Here is a 25,061-nt window from a genome sequence, read left to right on the forward strand (position 1 = left end):
GAAAAACTATCCGTTTTCCCTACCTATGCTTTGTGCACTAGGTTGTTTTCCTGTTATTTACAGATTGTATTCTACTGATGAACTACTCAGTTCTAAGATTATGGGCTTTCGAAATTCAGGATTATATATCTTAAACTGCCCCTCTAGGGATTGTCCATAAATTCGTTCCAATAACGTGGCCAATTGATTCATGGTTGGGTCAGGAATAACTTGGCCATGTGCCTTTCCATCTGCTAATAAACGAGAGTATAGTTCAGGAGCGACTTTTTCCAACGTGGCTGACCCCGGGTTAAGTAGTACACAACATCCTAAAGATTTCGTTGAGTCTCCCCACTGAAGATGGGCGGATGTACGATATATATGTTCACCTCGTTTGAGAAACTGGCCATAAGCCCGGAATTTATCCATATTCCTCACTCCTTGGGGTTAATGTGCCGCGACTAAGATGGCTTTAAGCTCCCTTTATCCGAATGATTTTCGTAAATGGTTGATTACCAATAAGGCCCCAGCCTTGTGCAGCGGCTCATTCTGTTTTTCACAATGAAATAACTGAATGCACGACGGACAGCCGTCCGAACAACCACAGCTGCTGATGATCTGTCGTGCTTTTTCCAAGAGAACCCCGAACTTTTCAGCGACGACCTCGACTATACCCGAACCGCCTCCCGCTTGGCTGTCATAGAAGAACATTCCAGGCATTCCAAACAAGGCTGAGCCAGAATAAAAAGAAGTGTGCTGAAAATCAGCCATACTGCACCTTACAACAGCCGGTATCGCCGAAGCTATTGCATGTTCAACGGCATGAAGGCTTCCCTCAACCAAGTTCTCCAAGTCAATGGATTCGCAATTCTGCACATCCTTGAGCAGACCTCTAAGTTCATCCCTTCCTTGGTGGTCCCACATCAGCCAAAATGCCTCTGTTTGGAAACTGACAGGGTATGTGTTTGTTAATTGTACGGTTTCGAGAGGCATTGCGCCGTGATTATAGATTTTTTTATAGCCAAATGTGCTTCGTTTTACGATGATGCTTCCAAGATTGGATTTGATCGCCGCGTCACTTATCAGAGGATTGGTAACATCATGGATTTCAATGCTATCACGAACAATTCCGCGAGTATGATAATCCGTTCTTACTGGCTCTACAACCACTTTGCGTTGCCTGTTATTGACCCACTTGACCTTATAGAAGGTACGATTGTCAGGTCCCAGAAATACGGCATCTACGTGATAATCTCGAATCAAGGAACGTCCGTCCACACTTTGAAATAGGATGTCCTCATTCCACCCGTTCTTGGTTACAACCGTATAGGTATCGCCCATAGTGAACAAAGTTTGATACCGGGGTGTTTCTCCTTGATAGTGTAGTTTCCCTTCAAGCTGCTGCCACTGGTCGCTTGCTTCCGCAACCACCTTGCGAAGCGCCGAAGAGCGAACATAATTCATAGCATTCGTCAACGTTCCTCCCAGTTCGTGAGCTGCGTATGCGAGATGCTCCTTTAATAGCTTGGGATTCGTTGTATTGATCGCCGCTGATTCAGGCGAAAGCGTAAAGAATTCTTCAGGGTTGCGGGCAAAGTATTGCTGCAATGGCTCTTCCTGAACCATCATAATCACCACACCGTCTCTGCTGCGCCCCACACGACCAGCCTGCTGCCAAAAGGAGGCCTGAGAACCTGGATACCCCAACAATATACATACATCCAGACACTTCACATCAATTCCGACCTCTAGGGCGCTAGTAGTGACCACTCCAAGGATCTCGCCTTGCTCAAGTTTTTGTATGGTTCGTTCTTTAACTTCTTGCGTGAGGTATGCATGGTACGGCAGAAAAAACTCATGTGGTTCGTCTGCCGAAAGCCCGCCATGATCATGAAGATGGCTGCGCAATATCATGTTTAATTCACGACTTAAAAGCTGGGCTTGCTGGCGGTTGCTTGTGAAAATGATACTTCTTGGCCATCTTCCATCCTTGTAGATCGTGCGCAGAATTTCATAGAGATCGGAAACAACAGCCCTTTTCTTCTGTTCATCGTCTGATAAGCCAGGATTCCACATCAAAATCGCTTTCTTCTTTACTGGCGCTTGTACACCCGATATTTCATGAAATCCTTTCAGTCCACGCATTCCTGTTAATTCTTCAGCTAGATACTTTGGATTAGCAATGGTAGCCGAGCAGGCAATAAACTGGACGTTTTTATTCCCCAACCTGTCACATAACATTCTTAATCTGCGAAGGACCAAAGAAACCTTTGAACCTAACAAGCCTGAGTATTGATGAAGCTCATCAATAACAACAAACCGAAGATTTTGCAGAAAGCGCAACAGTCCAGGGCCTTTCCCCTTAGGTGAACTTGCACCTTGAAGAATTAAGTGCAGATAGTGAACGTTGGTCAGCCAATAGCGCCCCTCAGAGAACACGAAGCTAGACGCCTGATCTTTTCTCATATGCTCTGGAACGTTCCGTTGCCCATGAAGAAGTCCAACAGATATTTGTTGTGCATTCACAGTGAATCGCGAAAATCCATTAAGCGAAATTTTATTTCCCTGCTCTTCTATATCATCGGCCCATTCTTTCAAATGGGTAAACTGATCTTCGACCAATGCTTTGAACGGAGCCAAATATAGCGCACACGCATCCGGATCAGATACCAATTTTTCCATGATGGGAACATTGTAAGCCAATGATTTTCCAGATGCGGTTTTCGTACAGAGAACTACATTGCGTCCTTCCCGGATGTTCTGTATGGCTTCTCCTTGATGCTCATACAGCTTATTGATCCCCAGAGAATGAAGCTTCCGTTGCAGCCAACTGGGCATAAGGATTTGTTCAGCATAAGCGCCTTGATTGGCGTCAATTTGATGCACATGCACTTCGCTTCGGACACGAGTTCCTACTTCAAGCAAGTTCTGGACGAGCACATCACTATCGAATGCTTGTTGCACGGGAAGTCTTCGGTCTGAGATCATTTCCATTTCTTCCGGTGTCAACATCCCGTCCAAGATCAAACATCCATCATGCGTACAATAAACGCCGGCTTGTTTATTTATATAGGACTCCATATCGGGTGCAAGGGAATGCCACTCCGAAATTCGAATCCCGTTTGCCCGTTGATGAATCTTACGGTAATAGCCCTCCGAATCTGCTTTATAACTGACTTGAACGAAGTCCCCGTAAGGTCTTTGGCCTCCGCAAGCGGAACAAATTACTGGCATTCTTAATCGATCCCTTCAATCAAAATCTTCAGCAGCATTTTGGCTCCAGGTTTGAATAATTCAATATTTCCTTTACCTGGGAGCTGCACGCAGCTAGGACATCCTTCAGCACAAGGGCAGCTCTCAATAAGCTCAAGCGCTTTTCGTAGCACATGAGGGAGTTTTTCGTAAATCGCCTCGATGGTTCCGAGACCAGACCCGTTCTCGCCATAGAAGCCGATAACAGGTCTATTCGCAAAAGCCGTCATCCCGCTCGCCGAAAAACCTGTAAAGTCATTCGCGTCACAAATAATGAGGTCAGGAATAACGGAAGTCATAGCGTGACCTGCAGCGTGAAGAGAGCCTTCGGCCAACAGATCAACGGGTCTGCCTTCATCTACCCATTCCTGGATGTTATTCTTCAAGTGACCCCATTGGGAATCCGCTAATGTAACCCACATTCCTTCGGGAGTAAATCGGGTGACGGACGGATGATCCAATTGAACCTGCTCCGATTCATGCTTCTGTCCGAAGTAAACTTTTTTATAACCGAAGACACTCCGCTTGATCTCCAGTTCACCATAGGCCATATCGATTCCTTCGATATTTTGCTTCTGATAAGTCTGCATAATATCGATGGCATCACGATAAGTAGATTGAGTGTAATAGGTTAGTTCTTGAATGGGCAATAGAATGATTTCGCCTTTTCTGCGATTGATAGAGTCTACCCGATAGCCTTTTTCTCCAGGAGTCCAATAAATCGCGCCTTCATGAAAGTCACGAAGAGCACTCCATTCATCCAGACCATCAACTATCGTTTGATTCTGTCCACGAATAGTGACGCTGTAGTTTTGCCCGGAGATGGATCGAAGACTAAACTTTTTATCAACAACTTCCTCCTGATTCGCTGATGCGGCAACTTGGAGAACAGTCTCGATATAGTCTTCAACTAACCCGGGGAACATGTTCTGCAAGTCTTCCTTCGTAACTTCTCTCCCGAGCTCTTCTCTCAGTAGAGGAATATGCAAAGCCAACAACTTGTAATTTGTTGGATTAATTCGAACTACTTCCGGAGCCTTGTGAATGAACTCCAGTGGGTTTCGCATGTAATACTGCTGAAGCGGTTCGTCCTGCAGGATCAAGACAGCGACTCCCTCGCCTTTGCGGCCTACGCGCCCAATCTGTTGGGAGAATGCCGCTTTCGATCCGGGATAACCAACAAGAACGGCGAGACTTAAATCACCGATATCAATCCCGACTTCAAGGGCATTGGTCGTAATAATGACATGAATATCATGGGACTTGAGCCGCTCAATAATCCTTTTCCGGGTATCATTCGGTAAGATTCCAGTATAAAAAGCCGCGAGTTTTTCTCCATCCACTTTCTCTTTAGGTAACCGGAGAGGCTGGCGCAATACGTCTTTGATATAGCGGGTAAAGACCATCGTCTGGCTGCGAGAAGGCTGGAAAATGATACTCTTAATCACCTTCTGATCCACAGTCATAATTTGTTTCGCCATCGTAATGGCATCAGTAGAAGGCGCGCGGCGGACTTGTTCGTCGGCTGACATGCCAGGATTCCAGAGGACGATCCCCTTCTTCTGATGGGCGGAACCATCTGTATTGATGAGGGTAAATCCGCTAAAGCCCGTAAGATCCTCTGCTAATCTAGTAGGATTTTCAATCGTTGCTGAGCTCGTGATAATCTGGATATTTTGTGCATTACCAAGTTCTCGGCAAACCTTAAGCAGACGTCTGAGTACTAATGCGACATGACTTCCGAATGTGCCGCGGTACATATGCATCTCATCAAGCACGATAAATTTGAGGTTCCGCAGATAATTCCGAATGTGGTGGGCGGTCGCGTACTTCACCTTCTGAACTTGCCCGAGAATGGAATAATGAATCATATCCGGATTCGTCATCCATACCTGTGCTTTTTCCATGATTCGCTGCCGCGGCCCATTCTCGGTATCCCCATCCAGCCGACCAATATGAATCAGACGATCTCCCAAATGCAACTGGGTCTCAAACCACTCATCCAAGGAAGAATAATTCTCCGCCTGTTGCAAGCCAAAACGCCTAATTTGATCCAACTGATCATTTGCTAACGCTTTTGTTGGAAATATGTATAATGCACGTTCTTCGGGATAGTTATATAAATGACTAAGAATTGGCAGGTTATAGGACAACGTCTTTCCGGATGACGTCGAAGTAACCAAGACAACATTCGACCCAGAATGGACTGCATCGGCCGTTTCTGCTTGGTGAGAATATAACCACTTAATTCCCATTCGATGTAAAGCATCCTTAATGGGTTCTGGTGTAGACTCAGGGATATCTGCAAAAGTTGCTTCCTTCGCAGGAAGTTTATGTACATAAATCTCGGCGGCTTCTTCCTCGGCCAACTTCTTAAGCTTATCCAGTACATCTTCTGATGAAAATTCATGACTTACTACGCCAGGAATTCGGTTATCTTCACAAAGTACAAATTCTTCTTTCTCCAGAGGAACGATAGTAAAACAAGACGGACAGTAGATTCCTTCTGCGAATCCTCGGAGGTTTTCAATTACGGGAGTCCAGTCTGAGCATTTAATTCCAGTTGGCGAATATTCAAGCCATCGTTGCTCCCCGACTTGGCTGATTTTGTTGGAAATTTGAATTGCCTTTAGCATATTGGTGCATTCCGAGCATTTCAGAAATGCCATTACCTAATCCCTCCATCGCTAATGTCTGTTGATCATATTTAAACATAATGATTAGACAATAGGTTGTCATCGAATATACGTTCCTATGGAATAAAATCCCTTTACTGATAATTCGACAATATAGGCAGTAAGTCCTGTGAAAATACGAAAAAACCCAAACAAAGCAATAAATAACCGCTTTGTTTGGGTAAGTTGTAGTATAGAAAATAGGTCTTTATTGAATTATTCATCTCGCAACTTTATATTATAAGTTGATATGTAGATAACCCGGCTTCTTTGATGAATCAGTCATCAGACTTTAAATACATCTGGATACATTTCATATAATCCTTAATTTCATTACCAGGCAGGTAATCAAAGTACTTGGAGGGTTATCCAAAAGGAGCAAACTGGATCAGCGCTACGACATAAGCAATATTTTTTCTAGCACAGTCGGCAAAGCATCATCCTCTTCTACTCCCTGTAAAGCTTCCAATACAGCTTTTTTAACAAACTTATGATCTTGCATTTGGGGTTTACATGCCTTTATTTCTGCATTTAAAGCGTGCTCAAAATCAACACCGTAATTCCTCATTGCTTCTGAAATATTTGATACCCAACCATTCAAGTTAAAATCGGCAAAATTATTTATCCTATTCTTTATATCTAACAAACTATTCCAAGTTTCTATCTCCTCTTGAAAATAATTACTATTTATTTCTGTTTCTTCAATCTTTCCAGAAATTATTTCAAATGATAACTTGCAATCATTGAACTGTGCAGTAAAGGGATAGAATGACTTTCCATAATCATTAGGGTTTTTATCGTTTTTATACAATGAATTACACGTGTTACAAATAGGAAAGAGATTTTCTCTTAAAAATGAAACAAATGGGTATTTTGACTTGGGAAGATAGTGATCAAATGCTTCTCTATACAAGTCTTTGGAGGTCAACATATTATCAAGTCCGCAAAATGGACAAACATACTCAATCGTTTCCTTATAAAAATTTTCATAATAATTTTTAAATGTCATTGCTTTATCACTAAAATGTTTAAGCTTAAGCAAATTTTCATAAAGATACTCTTGAATTAACTTTATATTTTCAATACATTTAATAAAATCAGTTGATGCATTTCTTAATAATTCTTCATACGATATGGGACTAATCTCATTTTTGCAAATTCTCTCAATTTGGGTATTCATGTTAAAAGAATCAATTAGTTTAGTCTTTTCTTCATCCAAACTTAATCTATAATGGCTTTTTAAGTTTTTAAAATACTCTTTTAGAATAATTGGTTCCATCCAATCAGGAAAAACAAATTCGTGTTCATCAAGAATTTTAATAAATAAGTCATTAACTTGCGCTACAATACTAGTTATTTCTTCACTGTCGAACTTCCTATAAAAGTACCACATTTATTTCATCCTCTTTTTAATCTCAAGTAGTAGCATTAAGCGTTCAGATGAATCTCCTAGTTCACTTTCAATTTCCTTCTGCAGACACTCTAGACCCATTGTGTCCTTGTTTTCATTTAATTGGTTAATCTTATTTCTGAACTCACTAATTTTTTGGTTAGCTATTTCAGATACAGTGTTTTTCTTATCAAATAAATTTGCACTAATAATATTGGGGTTAGCGCCAAAAGTCTCAATTAATAAGCTATTTTGAAATCCTCTTTTCATATTGATTACATTTTCTTTTTTTAGGTCCGTAATGACTTCAGGGTTATGTGAAGTAAAAATAACAAATGAATTTCTATCAGCTACTTTTGTGAGATAAGAAACAAAAAATGATTTCCAACTTGGATTAAAATGTGTCTCCGGCTCATCCAATAAAAACAAGTTATTGCTTCCACTAAAAATGTTCAGAATACTAATAAGTTGCAATAACTGGTATTCGCCATCAGAAAATGCTCTTAAATCAAATACATCACCACTATTTGTTCTCATTATAATATCAAGCAGCTCAAATACTCTATTATTTGCAATATTCCAATCAATTAACAAGTTTTTATTTTTTTCAAAACTATGAACTATCCTTTTTCTAGTTCTTTTCTTAATCTTATATACATTATATTCATATAACCTGTGAAAACCTTCAAAGACGGCTAACAACGCACTTTTTTCTTTAGTCACATTATCATGCAATAAGTATTGGTAATACTCAAGTCCATTTTCATTTGTGTGTTTGGTACTATGAATACCATAAAGTTCTTTTAATAAGTAAGCTACTTTTTCATCAAAATAAATTTTATTACCATAAATATCACTTTCGTCAAACCTTAATTTAAATGATTCTACGTATACTTCATCAATAAATTGCTTTATAAAATCTTGATTTATTGACTTATAAAGAAATGCTGTTAGGATCGCTAATTTACTAATCTTATCGTCAAAATAATAAAATATCTCATTATATCTCTCTAAAACACCTTCATTAATTATTTCTCCAGCATTGTTCCTTTTAACAGCTAAATTATCTCTTTCTATAAAAGAATACAATTTATAATTATATATTTCATTGCTAATATTTTCATTGTGTCCAGATGAATATACAATAATTCTCCGAGGGAAGAAGACAAAATAGAGGTTTAAGTTTTCAATTTTCACTTCTTCTCTATCATTCAAAATCCACATTCCGAATTCATTCTCACGATTAGAAATCTTTATATTTAAACGGTCTATATTTCCCCAGTTTCCTCTAATATTATAAAGGGCACTATTGAACATATGATCTTTGACCATTGAATATATAATCTCAAACTCAATCTTGCTTGTATGATTCACTTTTGTTATTTGATTTACAGCCTCAATGAAAATATTAGAAATCAATTCTAGTAGAATTGATTTTCCACTTCCATTCACCCCCACTATCCCCTGTACAAAATCGTCTCCGAATAAGAAAACTTGACCTGGGTTAAAAATTTTATATTTGCTCAATATAATGATTTTATGAATTCTCAATTTTTATCATCTTCTCTTTATTAAAAGTTGTAATTTGAAATGCTGCAACCAATATTCCGTATCATTCTAAGTTCACAAACAATACGATAATATATACATAAGTTCCATTTTGATATCTATAGCTTATTGAATGGCTAACTGGGTTTCTTATCCTGAAGTAGTTCATCAATGTAGTGATTAACCACTCCGTTACTAAACATATACTGAGTCAATTGATTTTCGATACTTTTACTGTTAATGAGACCTGTTAACGCTAAAAGTATTGCTTCAAGATATGCTTTGTAAATATTCTCCAAACAAGAAGTGATAACCTGCAAGATTCTCGTTTTTTCTACAAAATGTTCATTCCAACTGAAGGATCACAATATATTCTTCAAGCTCAAGTTGACCAGTAGGGTTGAAACAATGGATCTGGCCTTCCTTAAAAGAAAAAGACGACAAATCGTCGTCTCAATTCAAAGTATTATCTAAGCTCCAACAAACTCTGCGTTCTTATTAATCGCATCAATAATACCGATAATTGCCCGCGCATCGTCCAGATTACTACTGAACAGTTCCGTGATACTGCCTACCGTGCGGAACGGCTCCTCTTGAAGAACTGACTTTTCAATAATGCCATTTTTAACTACATATTCGATAATCAACTTCACAAACCGTAGTTGATTGACATTCAAACGATTTTCTTGAAGAAATATCATGAATGCTTCATTCGCGGCCTCTTGATCAAGCCCCACTATCGTTCGAACAAGCTTAGTTACCGGTAAATCTTTATATTCCCGTTCATAATCTTCTTTGGTTCCAAGCTCTGCCCACAGGATATGTTCAAGAGTCTCCAAGTCTTGTTTTGTGATGGGTTTGTTGTTGCGTAGTTTATAGATAGCTAGTTGATCCTTGTTAGTTTGCAAATATTGGCTAACCTTTTTACGATAATTTTGCAGGTCATTGGTGTTATAGAAGCCGCGGCTCTCTTCTATGGCAAGCCACTCATCTTTAAAATTCGTATAATAAATTTGCTGCGTTTCACGTTCCAGGAACTTAATAAGATCCCGTAAAGCTTCACGTACTTTCTCCATTTCGAAGATATCCGCTTCTTCCCAAAAATCTGCCGTCATGACCTTCTCTATTACATTTCGCTGGGCGACGATTTGAGGAATCGTCCCCAACTTGGATAGCTTTTCAGCCGTCTCAATGACTTTGCGAATCGGCTTCACCGATTGCGTTCCCTGAAGTTTAGCCAATTCGATGATTAGCATCATATAGTCAAACCGTTTCGCTAATTCGTCATTGCCTAAAGAAACGGCAAGAGGAGCAATATACTCCTTCAAATCCCCCATATCGGTATCACTTAAGGAGCGCCATGCAGCGTCACTTTTATATTTATGGACATATTGGATATGCTGTCGAATGCGAAAATGTTCTTCATTCAGAGCCTTCACGCTATCCTTTAGCAATTCCACCAAATCAGTGCGGTGAGCGATATACTCCGGTTCCTGAAAACGCAGTTGCTGGAGCTCACGCACAATCTGCGTACGAACATTGAACAGCTTCTCCGATAAAGTTTCGGTTATATCGCTATCCTTTCCTTTCGGATTGGCCCGGAAATACTCAAAGTTTCGGCAAAAGTCAAAGATCAAGAACTCCTTCTTATCCTCGCCAATACCATGCAGGTCTTTACACAACCGCGTCCCTCGACCCACCATCTGCCAAAACTTTGACTTCGAGCGAACCTTCTTGAAAAATACCAAGTTGACAACCTCAGGTATGTCTACACCAGTATCCAGCATATCAACAGAAACAGCCATTTGAGGAAGCTTGCTCCATATGGAAAAATCATCAATCAAAGATTGATAATATTTCGTTTTGATATCAATGACCCGCGCAAAATGCCCCTTTAATGCCGGATACAGGCTATCGAATCGATCCACGATCGCAACCGCGTGCCGATGGTTTTTGGCAAAAATGATGGTCTTGCCCAGCTTGTCTCCGCCTTCAACCTTCAGGCCACGCTCCATAACAAACTGCAGAACCCGGTCTATCGTATCCTGGTTAAACAGCCACTCATTAATCGCTGCACTGTCAATATCCAGTGGTTCCTCTTCTTCATCCTCTAGCAGCACTTCTTCGTATTGCTCTTTTTCTTCTTCCGAGAGGTCGTCGTAGCGGATCCCATCATCCATAATCTTTGTCGTAGTTTCCACCGTACGATAATCCACTAAGTGTCCTTCTTTGACTGCTTGCTCCAATTCGTAGGCATAGGTCGGAACACCATTCTCTAAATGGAATACATCGTATGTATTTTTGTCGACTTCATCCTTAGGTGTTGCCGTCAAGCCCATTAGAATGGCATCAAAATAATCGAATATGGCCTTATATTTCTTATAGACGCTGCGGTGCGATTCATCGATAATAATTAAGTCGAAATGACCAACAGTAAACAGCTTTTTGCCATCCTTGCGCTTGGCCTCGTCGATTGCATTCATCAGCGTTGGGTAAGTAGAGAATACGATCCTTGCCGTCTCTGGATTGTCCTTGCTGTCCAGTAGGTTACACAGTGTCATATCAGGCAAATACTGGCTGAAGCTGTTTTTTGCTTGACGGACAAGCGTTGTACGATCCGCAAGAAATAACACATTCTTAACCCAGTTATATCGGCTCAGCACATCAACAATGGCACTCGCGGTGCGTGTTTTCCCGCTTCCTGTTGCCATAACGAGCAATGTGGTCCTCTGCCCCTTGTTTAAAGCGTCGCAAACCGAAAGGACTGCTTCATGCTGATACGGGCGATTCACAATGGAGTTGTTGATTTGTACTTCCTCTAACGGTTTACGAATCGAACGCCGGTTCATGAGCAATTGCAGCTCATCCTGACTTGCGAACCCAGATACCAGCCGACTAACATAATGAAGATCATCCCAGAAGTTCGTTACAAATCCATTCGTATAATAAATTACAGGACGCTGTCCATATCGCTGCTCCAAACAATCCGCATAGAGCTTCGCTTGCTGCTTGCCCACATTAGGATCCGCGCTGGTCCGTTTCGCTTCCACGACCGCAAGCGGCTTCCCGTTCTCACCGAATAACACATAATCGACATAACCGATACCTTGTCTGTTTGGCATACCTTGTACTTCAAACTCTTCCAGCACATTTCTTTGAAACATCCATCCGGCTAGCTTCAGCTCCAGATCAATGTAACGTTTACGGGTCTCGTATTCACTGATTTCATCCGGTACAAAGTCGTAGTCCTGAATATTCTCTGCCTTACGTGCTGTCAGCAGCTTCCGGAGCTCTTCATTTTCTTTGACCAGATCCTCCAGCTTGCGATCCTTCGAACCCAAGCGATCGTACAAATCCTGCAGCTCCTGAGGTCTAACTTTTTCTTGCTGCTTGTTATCTTCCAAAAGGATTTGTTCATCAAAGCTTCTCGCCGTATACTCGACCGAGTAACAGTAATCGATCCAGCTTATGAAGTTATGCAGGTTGCGAAGGGATAGAATCGCTTCGCCGCGGCTGATCGTTGCATTCGAATGAACTGCTACATTACCCAGCTTTGTAATATATTTCAGCTGAGGTAACATCGATTGATCTATTACGCGGAGAAAAGATACATCATGAATAAGGCTCGACAAATTATCTTGATAGGGAATTACCAAATCACTATCGTAGGTAAACAACCATTTTACAGCAAGTTCCAACGCCCGCCGACAAAGGATAGCGCTGGTCGCAGGACTGACAACCAGAGCTTTCTCCGCCTCGATACTTGCGCCAGCAAAACTAGTATAGGTCTTTATTTCACTGAGAAATCCAAAGTTAGATAGTTGCATATCACTCATCTAAACCACTACACCGTCCTTCACTTTCAATTCGCCCTTAAAGGCTTTTTGTAAAAGTGCCTGGAAGTTGGATTCTAGGTATTTCAACCCTTGCTGCATCTTGGACTTCGATTTGTCGACTTGGCGCACGCAGTCGGCGAAGCGTTGCTGGAGATCAATCGGAGGCATTATAATGGGAAACTCCTCCAAATGCTCCTTGTTAATTTGCCTTTTGTCTATTCCTCCAACACACACTTCCCTTATATAATCCCTATATTCATCCGTAATCAGGATATAAAGAACAAATTCATGTATATATCCTTTTTTCAGCCTTACTAAATAAACATGTCCATTTATATTTGCGCTATCATCCTCACCTAAGAATAGGGCCGCTCGCCCCAGACTGCTATTCTCAGTATTAATACGACCAGTTTTTGTTATTAATATGTCCCTGTTTTTTAAAATTGTCTGACTCATCTTCCAATGGGTCTGTTCATCGATATAAGCAACATCATCTGTCTCAATTCTATTTTTCCAGATATTCTGGCTTCTGAAAAAAATAATACCCTTATCGACATATACTTGACTTCCACCTTTTGGAGTATTGCCACTTAAGATCTTTGTCGATAAACTTTTTAATTTTTGTACTTCCCATCCCATAGGGTTCGTCACCGGATTCCCAAACATATCCATAAACACAGCTTGAACTAATTCATCAAGTTTAGCTATTGCTTTTTTACGCTGTTCAATCAGAGATTGAGCTTTATCTAATATTTTTACAATATGTTCTTGTTTCTCGAGCATAGGAATAGAAATAGTGCTGTTTCTTAAGTAATTATTTAACTTCAGATTAATAATACCTGTAGTCTGATCCTGAAATTTCAAAACTGCTTTACATCTATAAAGATAAAATAAAAAATAGAAAAGAAATTTTGGGTTTACAAGTTCGGTATTTGGACGCAACACCGATGTGAAGTTGTTACAAAGATAAGCAGTAGTATTGTCACGAAGATCGTAAAAAACAACTCTGCCAACAGGTTGATCAATACTACCGCCTGATTTCTCAATAATTATATCACCATAATTTAACTTTTTAGCGTCTACTTTTTTTTCATCGATATTTCGTTTAACAACTTCCTTGCTATAATCTATCTTTCCATTATTTGAAAAATTTGTTGTCCGCAGAACAAAGACATCTTGTTCACCGCTAGGTTCATTACCCCATTCACCACTTATTACACTTTCTAGAAGATCGATTACCTGATATTCCTTCACCCCAACAACGCCTCCAGTTCCCCAAGCCCTTCAACTATTTCCTTCTCGAGCTGCTTGAGTGAAGCGAGTATGACCTTCGGATCCTCGTATTGGACTTCCTCATACTCCGTTTCCTTGTAGCGGTTAATACTGAGATCATAGGCATTATTACGGATCTCGTCTATCGGAACCAGGAAAGACTTCTCTGTACGTTTACGCTCCAGATCAGCATCCTTATTACCAAACCGCTCAACAATGTCCGGAATATCGTTAGTCTCAATCGGATTCCGCTTGTCATCAAGCGAATATCCGTCCGCCTTCATGTCATAGAACCAAACGTGATCCGTACCGCCTGCACCGGTTTTGGTGAAGATCATAATGGCTGTAGACACCCCAGCATACGGCTTGAATACCCCACTTGGCATCGAGATAATCGCTTCCAGCTTATGATTTTCTACAATCTCCTTACGAATATCTTTATGTGCCGTACTGTTGCCGAATAAGACACCATCCGGCACGATGGAAGCACAGCGCCCACCCACTTTAAGCATTCGAAGAAACAGCGCAAGGAACAACAACTCTGTCTTCTTCGTGCGAGTCACACGCAGCAGATCCGCTGCTACCGCATCCGCATCAAGCGACCCTTTAAACGGCGGATTGGCTAAGATTAACGTATATTTGTCTTTGTCCGTATTGTTTTCATTCAAGGAATCGCGGTATTCGATATTCGGGTTATCCACACCATGAAGCAGCATATTCATAGCGCCGATACGCAGCATTGTACGGTCCATATCGAAACCAAAGAACATATAATTGTTGAAATGCTCTTTCAATCCCTGAACCAAGAATAAATCGGCATGATGGTCTCGTAAATATTCTCCTGCGGCAACCAGAAAACCCGCCGAACCCGCAGCCGGGTCACAAATGATATCTTCCGGTGTCGGCTTCATTAAAGCGACCATCATTTCGATAATGTGTCTTGGCGTACGGAATTGTCCGTTCGTTCCAGCTGTAGCTACTTTGGATAATAGATACTCGTACAAATCCCCTTTGGTATCCCTATCCTTCATATCAATCGTATCAATGCCCTCGACAATGCGTACAAGCATATTAGGAGTCGGAATCATAAAGATGGCATCGCCCATGTATTTGGCATAGGCTGAATCCTTGTCACCATGAAGTGACTTAATAAACGGAAATACTTCATTGGAAGCAACATCATACATTCGCTGCGGATCAAAATCCTTAAATTGACTCCAACGAAGATGCTGCTTGTCACTTGGAAACAGCCCTGTAAATGGAACAGACAGCAGCATCGATTCATTTTCCTTACGTGTTTCCGTTTCATCCAGGCCCTTAATGAACAACAAATATGTAAACTGTTCGATTACGCTTAATGGATTGGTTATGCCGCCGGTCCAGAACGTCTCCCAAATCCGGTCTACTTTTTGTCTTAATTCTCCTGTAATCATAGCGATCTCCTTTGCAAGTAGGTTCTTGTCTAATTATACAACGGACTGTCCTAATATGACATACATCTAATCATTACCAAGAGCCGTATTCAGTAATTCAACAGATAAGGCATCCACACATGCTTTTCCAAGGCTCAAATCCAAAAAGGTAACGTGAACTTCCACACCGTCCCCGCTTTCATACCCGACAGGCTGTTTAATCATTGAAAGCTGAGGTAACCAGGGATAGAGCAGGTAAACCTTAGTAGCTCCATACTTTTTGCCGTAAGCATATGCTTGATACATATCCGATTGTGAAATGCCGTAATCCGGGGCAGTAGAGAGCAGCTTCCACTTCGTATCCAATATTACAACCCCAGATGGACCTTGAACGACAATATCCGGTTTTAGTTGAAATCTCGCCGGGTTATGGAACAAACGGTAGGTTCGATCCTGTGCCTTAATCTGCACATGACGATGTACCAGCACCTTTTTTATAAGTCCAGCCACATATCCTTCGAAAACCTTCTCCATCGGGAACAGAAGGGCATAAGCTAGACTTTCGCCTTTAAACGGTGTGAAACTCTGGCCTGACAGGAATAAGCGACACCATTCCAGAATCGTCTGATAGTCCTTCATGGATCGATCCGTTGAAATACTAGCCCAATCCTGTTCTAGTTGACCCGATGTCTCGATGTTGTCGAAAGCAGCCAGTAACGAGTATAGGTCCTTCTGATTATCCGCACTCCCACTGATCCGCAGCAATAACTCTATCGTGGTCTTGATCAGCCGATTCTCCGGTCGATTGACGCTATACTCGTCATATTCAATATAGAAGCGTTCCTTGTGAGCTGCGTTATGTTTAATGTGCTGGGCAACTTGTAGCTTACCCTTATAAAAGAATTCGTTGTCACGATGCTCCCGATAATCCGATTTAAGTCCGCGCTTGACTAATGTTATCGTTTCTTCTATAAACATGCGAATGAAGATGTTGAGTATATTATTTTTCTCCGCTTGAAGGCTCGTTGGACTGAATTGTTTATTCGGAATATCCTGAATGGACCGAAGCATTTGGATGAAGATGCTCTTCGTTTGTGTATTGGAGCTTTCCTCGTCCCGGGAGTATAATTTCGGAAGAATTTCAATTTGGGTGCCATCCTGCATAGCAATTACACCTACATGGTTTTTGGCACTGATGACCTTGCCGATTCCTCTCCTACTTGACAGCGTCATGAATTCAAGAGGTTCTGCCGCGTCCTTTCCCCCTCTATTTTCCAGAATAAATTGCTCCAAGCGGTCGAAGGTTGACTCCGCCAGACATTGATAACCAAGAGATATTCCGTCTGCATTCTTGCACAGGGAACCATATTCTTTCATCGTAACTGTAGTACACTTGCCGTTCTTGTTACTCATTCGCATCTTCATCTGCACACCTATTCAAAGCTATTGTGGTCGTAGATTTTCCGATAAGAGTCGATCTGACTGAACGCAGCGTGATTGATCTTATAAGTAAAAGTATCCTCCAGATCAAGATCGCCCAGATTACCAAATAGCTCATTCACATTAACCTTGTTCAGTACAATAAACTGCTCTGACTCTGGCTTATTATTATCACTCAATACAAGGCGAATTTTTTCATAATTATCATAAAAATACTCCTGCAGCAGTGGAATGATCTTATGCTCAAACAGATGCCCCAATCTCTCCAACGTTGGCTCTTTGTATATTTCAAAAAAGTATGTGTGTCCGACGGTATGCTCCCGATCGTACAAGGCCTCGATTCGCCGATTTATTGTCTCCAGCATCTTCGGTAGATTCAACAGTTTACCACTAATCTCAATTGATGCGAGACAACCGGGATCTGGCATCATTTCGGCAAATGAAAACCTCCGGCGCAGCGCCGTATCCAGACGGGCTATTGAACGATCCGCCGTATTCATGGTGGCCAACAGGTAGACATTACTAGGAACGCCAAATAGCTCTTGGGAATACGGTAGTTTCAACATGATTTCTTCCGGCATGCCTATTCGTTTAGTAGGCTCTATTAAGGTGATAAGTTCACCAAATATTTTGGAAATGTTCCCACGATTGATTTCGTCAATGATGAACACATAGTTTTTGTTGTTCTTTTGGATGACGGAGTTGACGTGACCAGTCTTTTGTTTCTGTAGAATGGTAAGTACATCCGACAGCGTAATTCGGTTCAGCCTATAGACTGACCCGAGGGTCATAACCGTGTTATCGTTCAGTTCCATGATGTTCTCCCGAATGTCCTTAACTAACCAGTTTACATCTCGGGAACGCTTATAATCGTCTAATTCTTCAAGCCACTCATAGTCTCCTGTCACCACACCGATAGCATCAATGGTTTCTTCATCGTAGAGAACCAGGACGATATCCCCGTTTCGCATCTCGTTCATAAAGCGGGAAAGAATCATCTTTCCTCCATACTGGCTATAATCGGTTTCATCAGTGACGGTTGCACCATAAGAATCCCATCCTATGCGAATTCTGTTGTTGTTGAAACAGTCTCTTTTGACTGGATTCTCTTTGGACCCTCCCAAGGATACCTTCCAAATTGTTGGTTCTTTACGGATTCCGTAATTGTTGCTGGCTTGCACAATTGGTTTTTGAGCTTCCACGCAGAACCGTTTAAATAATCCAGGTACAATCTCGTAAGCTACTTCACCAATCTCAGAATCCGCTTTTTCTTCGGATACTAGCCTGGGCTTGATCCCTTCGATAAATTCCTCATAACCATAGGATTGATGAAAAGTGGTAAATGCAATCTGTCCAGAGGCTTTATACGATTCAAAGCGCCCCTTAATCTGATCATATCCGTCTGTCTCAGCTTCTTGAAGAATGATATTTAATGGCTTATCTTCAATAATGGAAACCGCATATAGAACAGTATGATAAGTTTTACCGGTTCCTGGGGGACCATATAGGATGTTATTCTTGTCTAACATCTGATTATTGAATGAATGCACAACTAAATCCCCCGCCGCGGAAATAGATTGTTCGCTTTGTTGGCTAGACGCATTTCCAGAACCGAGCCCACTCTCTCGCTCCCTTAGGAAATCCTCATAATAAACAAGACTGTATTGAAAAGCTTTATTACCAGTTCTTTCGTTCACTAAGTCAAAATTCTTCGCTTGCTCCATGGCTTTTCTCATGTTCTCATACTGACTTGCATTTGCGATTTCGAACACATTGGTCGTCTCAAGTTCGATATTCGACAGCTTTGCAGGTGAAGTGGATAAAGCTGAAACATATTGCATGACAGTGCCTTCCGAATATGGTTGTCCGTTTGCTTTCTTCTTTCGCCTTAACCAGTCGGTATATTCTTTTTTTAGTATTTTGTTCTGATCAACCATTAGGGTTCACCTTTCAAACTATAATTTGACATATTTCATTACACTAACAAAATATAAACCCGATTCCTTTACCGAATACCCGAACGTACTCGACCATGCTTCGGTGTAAGCCTGCACCTGTGACGCATAGAATTTGACAAACTGCTGCAGGTTTCCATCGTCTAATTGATCCGTCTTGAAGTCGACGATCACCCAGCCATCTTCTTCCTCGAATGCAAAATCTACAACACCTTTTATTAAATGAAATCCTTTATCGGATTGAGTTTCAGACTCAGAAGCAGCAGTCTCGGAAACCGTTTGTTCGTTTGCAAACTGGTTTGTTGTATTCTGATTACTTTGAAACATCATTATCGGGATTTCAAACAACCGTTGCTTCGCCAGTAGACTACGCTGCCAGAGTTCACTACCTAAAACTTCATTGAGAATAGGCAGAGCATCCGCCGCGTCCTTCTCTGCAACCTCTTCGATCTGGCAGAGGTATTGAACGTACTCGGGCAAATCGGTCATCGAGAGACCTTTTCCAACTGCCTCAATTCCCTTATGAATCATGCTACCAAAGGATTGTCCCCTTCCCGTAGCTGACCATTCCGGCGTGTCGCCAAGGTTCTTCGTCAGTCTCGTAACGGTTGCTTCCGCATAAGTCGGTTGGCGCAACTGATGGAACACCCGCTCTCTTTGGGCCAAGTAAACTCCTAGATCAATGGATGCTGGTTCTGATTCAGATACACCAGATGAAGCTGTCCCAACTACGATATCTCGTTCATTTTCTCGATCACACTCACCAGTCCTGACATCCACTTCCGGAACATCCAGCTCCCGGATGTGATCCATCCCATCCATTAGCGTGCTCCACGGGCACTTCGCCGGCTGCTCGGGATAGAGGCTGACAACCAACATTTGCTTCGCTCGCGTCGCCGCGACATAGAGAAGCCGATCCCGCTCCGCATGCATGAAGGCTCGTTCCCGCACGCTCATCGCATCCCAGCCAACCGGCTGGGAAATCGTTTCCTTCTGAAATCCTTTCGCTTGCTGGATCAAGAAATTTCCAGCTGCCTCAGCCTCCGAACGATCAACAAACTGGTCAGCGTCATGATCCTTGTCACCGCAAGGACAGGCGAGAAAAACGATAGGCGCTTCCAGCCCTTTAGCCTTATGCACATTCATGATCCGCACCGCATGCCCCTTACCCGTGTAGAGACTGGCGGTTTCCATTCCTTGTCTCTCCCGAATGGCCGATATCGCATGCGCCAGTTCATGCCAATCCGATGCAAGCAAGGTGTCACGCTGCAAGAGCTCCAGCATCTTAAGCAAAGTTCCCGACCGGTTGGCCCCTGCTTCCTGCACCGTGGAATAAGGTAAAAGACCGGTGTCTTCTATAATGCGGTGTAGGGTTGCCCATGCAGGCATTTCCTTGACCCAGCCGGCATATTCCCGCAATTTCCGGCATGCAGCGGCAACTTGACTGCCCAGTTCTGCTACTTCCTCCGGCAGCCGATAAATTGACCATGCATTTCCTTGAGCACGATACGCCATCAGTTCCTTGTCGCTAATACCGAATAGAGGCCCGCGCAAGACGCTCAGCATCGCCACTTGGTCAGACGGATCGGCCAGATAGAGAGCTAATTGTCCAAGTGTATGAAGCTCGGGATATAAGGCGGAGCTTCCAACTGTTTCCGCAGCCACGCCTCTCTTCTCGAGCTCTTCCGCATATAGGTGCAAATAATGCCTTGTTCTTGTCAAAATCAGAAAATCACTGGGCCGCGCCTCTCTAAACACCCAAGATGCGCCATCCCGCTCCTGAATGTGCAAATTCCCATCGCGGCAAGCCCACGCTATGGTTGAGGCAATGCGCTCGGCGTCAACCGCCGCTACTGCTTCCTTGCCTCCCGGAATTTTCGGATACGTAAGCGCATATATCCCGTGGTTCGCTTTCTTGCTTGCTTTGGGATTGGGTATATTCGTTTCCATCCGGACATACGCCGCTTGAACATCGCTTTCCCGAATGGGCAACTTGCCGACGAATTGCCCATTCACAAAAGCGCCTATCGCATCGACGGAACGGAAATTGCTGTTCAAGTGAAGCACATCTCCACATGCATGAATCCGCGTCTTCACCTCGTTATAGATGGAAATATCCGCACGGCGAAAACGATAGATGGACTGTTTGGGATCGCCCACGACGAACAAGGAACCAGGCTTAGGCGTAAACTTTCGCCAGTTCCGTTCATTCGGGTCGTCGCTCTCTCCCGTTAAGAGAAACATCATTTCCGCTTGGACCGGGTCGGTATCCTGGAACTCATCGACCATGAGCCGTTGGTAGCGTCCTGCGAAAAACGCGCGAACCTCCGGGTAATCACGCAGCAGACAGCATGCATACATCAAAAGATCCTGGAAGTTCAGCTGTCCAGCCTGCAATCGCCGTTTCCTGCAATAATCCAACGCAGGTAAGACAAATTGAATGACCTTCGGATACAAGTATTCCCGCCACGATTGAAGAAAAGGGTAGAGGACCGTGATCTGCCAATCGTGAAATTGTTCGGAGATGGCTTTGGCTTGCTTCTTCTCCGTCCACTTGTACTGCTTCACATCCAGTTTGAAGTCAAACATCTTGGCAAGCGTATGCATCAGCCTATCGTCCTGCTCCTTCGACAAGAGCAGCATGCGATTCGCAGCACGCAGTTTAGCCTGAAGATTATCCCACCCCTTCTCCGGTTCAGCCATCGGCATAAAACTGCTTGCTTCTTCAATCATGGGAAGCAGGGAGAGCCGGATCAGGTTGAACTCAGGACGCTGAACCGGTTCGCAAGGGATCTGGAGGTCCGTAAAAAGAGATACCCGATCATAGACATTTTTCAGAATGCTGACATCGATGTCCACCTCGCCAAAGGAAGCAAGAGCCTCACTATCTTCCTCCTGCAGTCGAATCAGATATTCGTCCCAGCATTGATCGTGGAACGCACGATTCATCTCTTCGTCCATTTCTTCAAAAGTAGGGTCCAATCCGGCCTCAATCGGACGCTCGCGAAGCATGGAGGAGCAGAACGCATGGATCGTTCCGATGAAGATTTGGTCTAAATTGGATAAAGCTTCTTCCAATCGATCTCTAATTTCGCCTTCAACAACATCAGCCGCTTTCCGTTCCAAAGCCATGCGGAAACGCTCCTTCATCTCATCCGCCGCTTTATTCGTAAAGGTGATCGCAGCAATCTGCTCGATTTTAGCCGTGCCGGTCTCGATGAGCGCCAGCAATCGGCCTACCAAGCTGGTTGTCTTGCCCGATCCTGCACCAGCTTCTACCAGAAAAGTAGTATCAAGCTCCTCCAATATCCTCGTTCTAGCGTGTTGATCGGACGGTTCATTCAAGGTTCTCCACCTCCAGCAGCGTGAGCAGCAGCTCCGTATTCACTTCATCCTCTCGTTTATGGACCATCATCTCTGCGTGATCCCCGCATACAGCCGCATAGTCGCAATAGCGACAGGCCCCCATACCCGATGCAGGAATAAATACTCCTTGTTCCATCGACGAAAGAATTCTCCGGATCACCTCGGTAACCCGGTGACGCTCACTTTGTGACCGTGCAATCACTTGCCCTTGTCCCCGTTCGCTCGGAAAGACATAAGCCGCTTCAAGCACTTTTGCATCAGAATCCAAACCCGTTTGCTGCATCCAAAGCTCTGTACCCCAAGCATAAAGCGCGTGCTGAAGCTGTGTACCTCCGACGAACACACCATTTTCCTTGTAAGGGCGGGGGCTGCCGGTCTTGTAATCGATAATGCGATATTGATGAGGCCCAACTTGATCGATTCGGTCGACGATGCCGCGCAACGAAATGGTCATGCCGTCTTCAAGCTCAAGGCGCAGTGGCTGTCCGTCCACGATGAGCTCTTGTTCGAAAAACCGCGGAGTTGTCTTACCCTGCACTTCCATTCGAAAGAACACTTCCACATCCTTGAGCATCGCTTGCCGCTCCTTCTCAAACACATGAGGGCTCGGTGCCGGAATCCGCTCAGCATACGCAAGAATGGTTTCCTCCGCGATCCGAAGCAGTAGGGTATAATCGTGCGTAATCGGCATGTCATGACTTGCACAGACTTCTGTCATATAACGCCGATAAACCTCGTGCAACAGCGAGCCTCTTTCATTCGGCTTCAGCCAGGAGGTACGATCAAAGGTCACCTGATCTTTCACGCGAATCCCCAATACATATTGAAAAAAATAACGCATCGGACATTCCGCATACTTTTCCAACTGACTGGCACTAAGCGTCCGTTCGGACAGGCCTCTCCAATAAGCAATCCATTCTTTCCCCGCTATATATCCGTCATGCTCCGTCACTTGTGTGCGGCCGCGTGCTTCAAGGGCCGTTCTGCCTTGATGGAGCAAAGGATAGACCGATTCAATGACGGCCTGCCTGTCTCTCTGAAGGCTTGCATGTGCTTGGATATGCCCAAAAACGTAATGAGCTCCGTCCAATGGCAATTTATTTGGTTCAGCAGAGGAAGGCTTTTCTACATCCAAATATCCGACCGGTTCCCCTAAACTACGGTGAAACATCTCATAGTCCGCATTCGGCTCCCCCGTTGCTTTGCGGAATACCTGTAGAAGCTGAAAAGCCGGACTTACAGTCGTTCCTTCGGCCAGGTCATACGACGAGAAGCTCAATGTAAGCTCACCGCTCATCATCCCAAGCCGTCCATCGCGATGGCGCTGCCGTTCCCTTTGTCTCTGCACCGCTGTTTGCAGCTCAGGGCCGATCCGTCTGCATTCCTCATCGAGCAGCATGGGATTTTGCCGGATATTCCCGGACCACGAATGTTCATCCATCCCGAGCAGAAACGTGTGTTTTCTCCCGCTGATCCCCCCATTTGCCAAACTCGATACGTACAAGGAGCCTGGCTTGGGCAGCGGTTGCACCCCGACTCGAAGCTCCTGCAGCATGTCCCTGACATATAAGAACCCATGTTGTAACGGCATCGAGTCCGGTACGGGACATTCCTGCAGCTCCTTGCCTATATCTTTCATCTCCTGCCGAACGATCGCATCCTCTTCCACTCTGCACACGCCGAATCGATCCAGAATTTTAACGAGCCATCCCCAAATGCTTGCAGGAGAGCAGAGCGCCGCCTCGTCTGGAAACAGTTCTTCTAAGAGGTTGGTAAGATGGTTCTTGATCTCGTCATCCCGCTGTTGTTGTTCCGTTCGCTCGAGTTCTTCGGGTCTTTCATCTGAATCCCCTTGGGAACGAACATGTACTGACCCCAGTATTTTGATATACCGTTCTTTTCCCCAGCCAATGCCGCTTTTCTCCAGGGCCCGAATACAATCCGCATTCGTTATTCCTTTGTCACGATCGGAGAACGTGATCAATTGCTGCTGCAGCATGGATACGAGCTGCCGCACCTGGTAACCGGACTCCAACCAGTTCAGCAGAAAATGTGCGGCTCTTCCTATCCCGGATGTTGTCACAGGCAACCCGTCTGCGAAGGAACAGGGAAGACCTAGAGAAGCACACATGGTCGAAATGGCCAGCGCATATTCCGCGCCCGGTACGATCATCTCGACTTCATCCAACGGAATCTGCCCCTGAATGATTCGTCTTAATGCTTTACGAACCTCCGCCAGCTTCCCTGTCGCATGATAGAACTGAACCTCGCCGAACGGCAATGAGGAGTTAGTGTCAGTGAAGGAAGCATCCGTTTTTATTTTCGTCATCCGGCCATTGGACAACCGCTCCAACATCTTGGTGGAAACCAGTGGAAGCGGCATAGGGTTTGGCAGGATAAGTTCCACGTTTTCAGGCAATGGGGCTGATAGATACGACAAAAGGCCGGGAAAATCGGTCCATTTTCGCTGCTTCAGGAAAAGCTCATACGCTGACAATACCTTTCGGACATAGCAGCCTTTTTGCTGGCTCAAAAAATGATCGTCTCGAAGCTCCTCCGCTCTCACTCCAGCACGGCGCAAATCCATAATCGCTTTGTGAACATGCATAGCAATACCGGGCTTTACTTGATCCATGGAGATGTAGGAATCAGGCTCGGAAGCCATTTGTTCCATGACATAGTGGATGATCCAAAAGGAGCGCTGATCTCTAATTAAGGTCATCTCCTGTTTATACAGGGAGAACTCAACCTGACTTTTAACGAAGGATTGGACGGTATGGACCTCGACGTTCATAACCGGCCCTAATTCTCGGCTTATCCGGATGAGCCAGGACTGCCCCTCCATATAGGAGGGGGCGATGACAATCTTGCGGCGAAATGGCTCTTTACGGATTGCATCATACAAACGCCATAGAAACGTTCCTTCTACGTTCAAA

Annotated in this window: 11 protein-coding genes; all 11 read right to left on the reverse strand. The window is 43.7% G+C overall.

Translation table 11 applies throughout. The features are described from left to right. Positions 1–462: 462 nt before the first annotated feature. A complete protein-coding gene (locus PV433_RS31560; RefSeq protein WP_332076027.1) occupies positions 463–2,991 on the reverse strand; it encodes a DEAD/DEAH box helicase in 2,529 nt (842 codons plus the stop codon). Positions 2,992–3,215: 224 nt separating this feature from the next. Beyond that, positions 3,216–5,900 carry a DEAD/DEAH box helicase gene (locus PV433_RS31565; protein ID WP_332075949.1) on the reverse strand — a complete coding sequence of 895 codons (2,685 nt, stop codon included), beginning with the start codon at positions 5,898–5,900 and terminating at the stop codon, positions 3,216–3,218. A 400-nt stretch (positions 5,901–6,300) separates the two neighbouring features. Beyond that, entirely contained in the window at positions 6,301–7,299 is a 999-nt protein-coding gene (locus PV433_RS31570) for a hypothetical protein (protein WP_332075950.1), read from the reverse strand. Next, entirely contained in the window at positions 7,300–8,847 is a 1,548-nt protein-coding gene (locus PV433_RS31575; RefSeq protein ID WP_332075951.1) for an AAA family ATPase, read from the reverse strand. Positions 8,848–9,314: 467 nt separating this feature from the next. Beyond that, the gene (locus tag PV433_RS31580; protein WP_332076028.1) at positions 9,315–12,671 is read right to left on the reverse strand and encodes a DEAD/DEAH box helicase family protein; all 3,357 of its coding nucleotides are present in this window, start codon (positions 12,669–12,671) and stop codon (positions 9,315–9,317) included. 9 nt (positions 12,672–12,680) lie between these two features. After that, the gene (locus PV433_RS31585; RefSeq protein ID WP_332075952.1) at positions 12,681–13,934 is read right to left on the reverse strand and encodes a restriction endonuclease subunit S; all 1,254 of its coding nucleotides are present in this window, start codon (positions 13,932–13,934) and stop codon (positions 12,681–12,683) included. Next, positions 13,931–15,385 (reverse strand): class I SAM-dependent DNA methyltransferase, encoded by a 1,455-nt coding sequence (locus PV433_RS31590; RefSeq protein ID WP_332075953.1) that lies wholly within the window; start codon positions 15,383–15,385, stop codon positions 13,931–13,933. Before PV433_RS31590 ends, PV433_RS31585 begins: the two co-directional genes overlap by 4 nt. Positions 15,386–15,451: 66 nt before the next feature. After that, on the reverse strand, positions 15,452–16,777 hold the full coding sequence (locus PV433_RS31595; RefSeq protein WP_332075954.1) for an McrC family protein: 1,326 nt from the start codon (positions 16,775–16,777) through the stop codon (positions 15,452–15,454). A 20-nt stretch (positions 16,778–16,797) separates the two neighbouring features. Continuing rightward, a complete protein-coding gene (locus tag PV433_RS31600) occupies positions 16,798–18,741 on the reverse strand; it encodes an AAA family ATPase (RefSeq protein ID WP_332075955.1) in 1,944 nt (647 codons plus the stop codon). An 18-nt stretch (positions 18,742–18,759) separates the two neighbouring features. Then, a complete protein-coding gene (locus tag PV433_RS31605) occupies positions 18,760–22,104 on the reverse strand; it encodes a UvrD-helicase domain-containing protein (protein ID WP_332075956.1) in 3,345 nt (1,114 codons plus the stop codon). Continuing rightward, a complete protein-coding gene (locus PV433_RS31610; protein ID WP_332075957.1) occupies positions 22,097–25,060 on the reverse strand; it encodes a PD-(D/E)XK nuclease family protein in 2,964 nt (987 codons plus the stop codon). Before PV433_RS31610 ends, PV433_RS31605 begins: the two co-directional genes overlap by 8 nt. Between the last annotated feature and the right edge of the window lies 1 nt (position 25,061).

This window comes from Paenibacillus sp. GYB004 (assembly GCF_036577605.1).
GTDB lineage: Bacteria > Bacillota > Bacilli > Paenibacillales > NBRC-103111 > Paenibacillus_AB > Paenibacillus_AB oceani.

Excerpts from the sequence above, each read along its gene's own strand:
- PV433_RS31600 (WP_332075955.1), bottom strand. The coding sequence starts at position 18,741 with ATGGTTGATCAGAACAAAATACTAAAAAAAGAATATACCGACTGGTTA.
- PV433_RS31590 (WP_332075953.1), bottom strand. The coding sequence starts at position 15,385 with ATGATTACAGGAGAATTAAGACAAAAAGTAGACCGGATTTGGGAGACG.
- PV433_RS31570 (WP_332075950.1), bottom strand. The coding sequence starts at position 7,299 with ATGTGGTACTTTTATAGGAAGTTCGACAGTGAAGAAATAACTAGTATT.
- PV433_RS31565 (WP_332075949.1), bottom strand. The coding sequence starts at position 5,900 with ATGGCATTTCTGAAATGCTCGGAATGCACCAATATGCTAAAGGCAATT.
- PV433_RS31595 (WP_332075954.1), bottom strand. The coding sequence starts at position 16,777 with ATGAGTAACAAGAACGGCAAGTGTACTACAGTTACGATGAAAGAATAT.
- PV433_RS31580 (WP_332076028.1), bottom strand. The coding sequence starts at position 12,671 with ATGCAACTATCTAACTTTGGATTTCTCAGTGAAATAAAGACCTATACT.
- PV433_RS31560 (WP_332076027.1), bottom strand. The coding sequence starts at position 2,991 with ATGTTGACACCGGAAGAAATGGAAATGATCTCAGACCGAAGACTTCCC.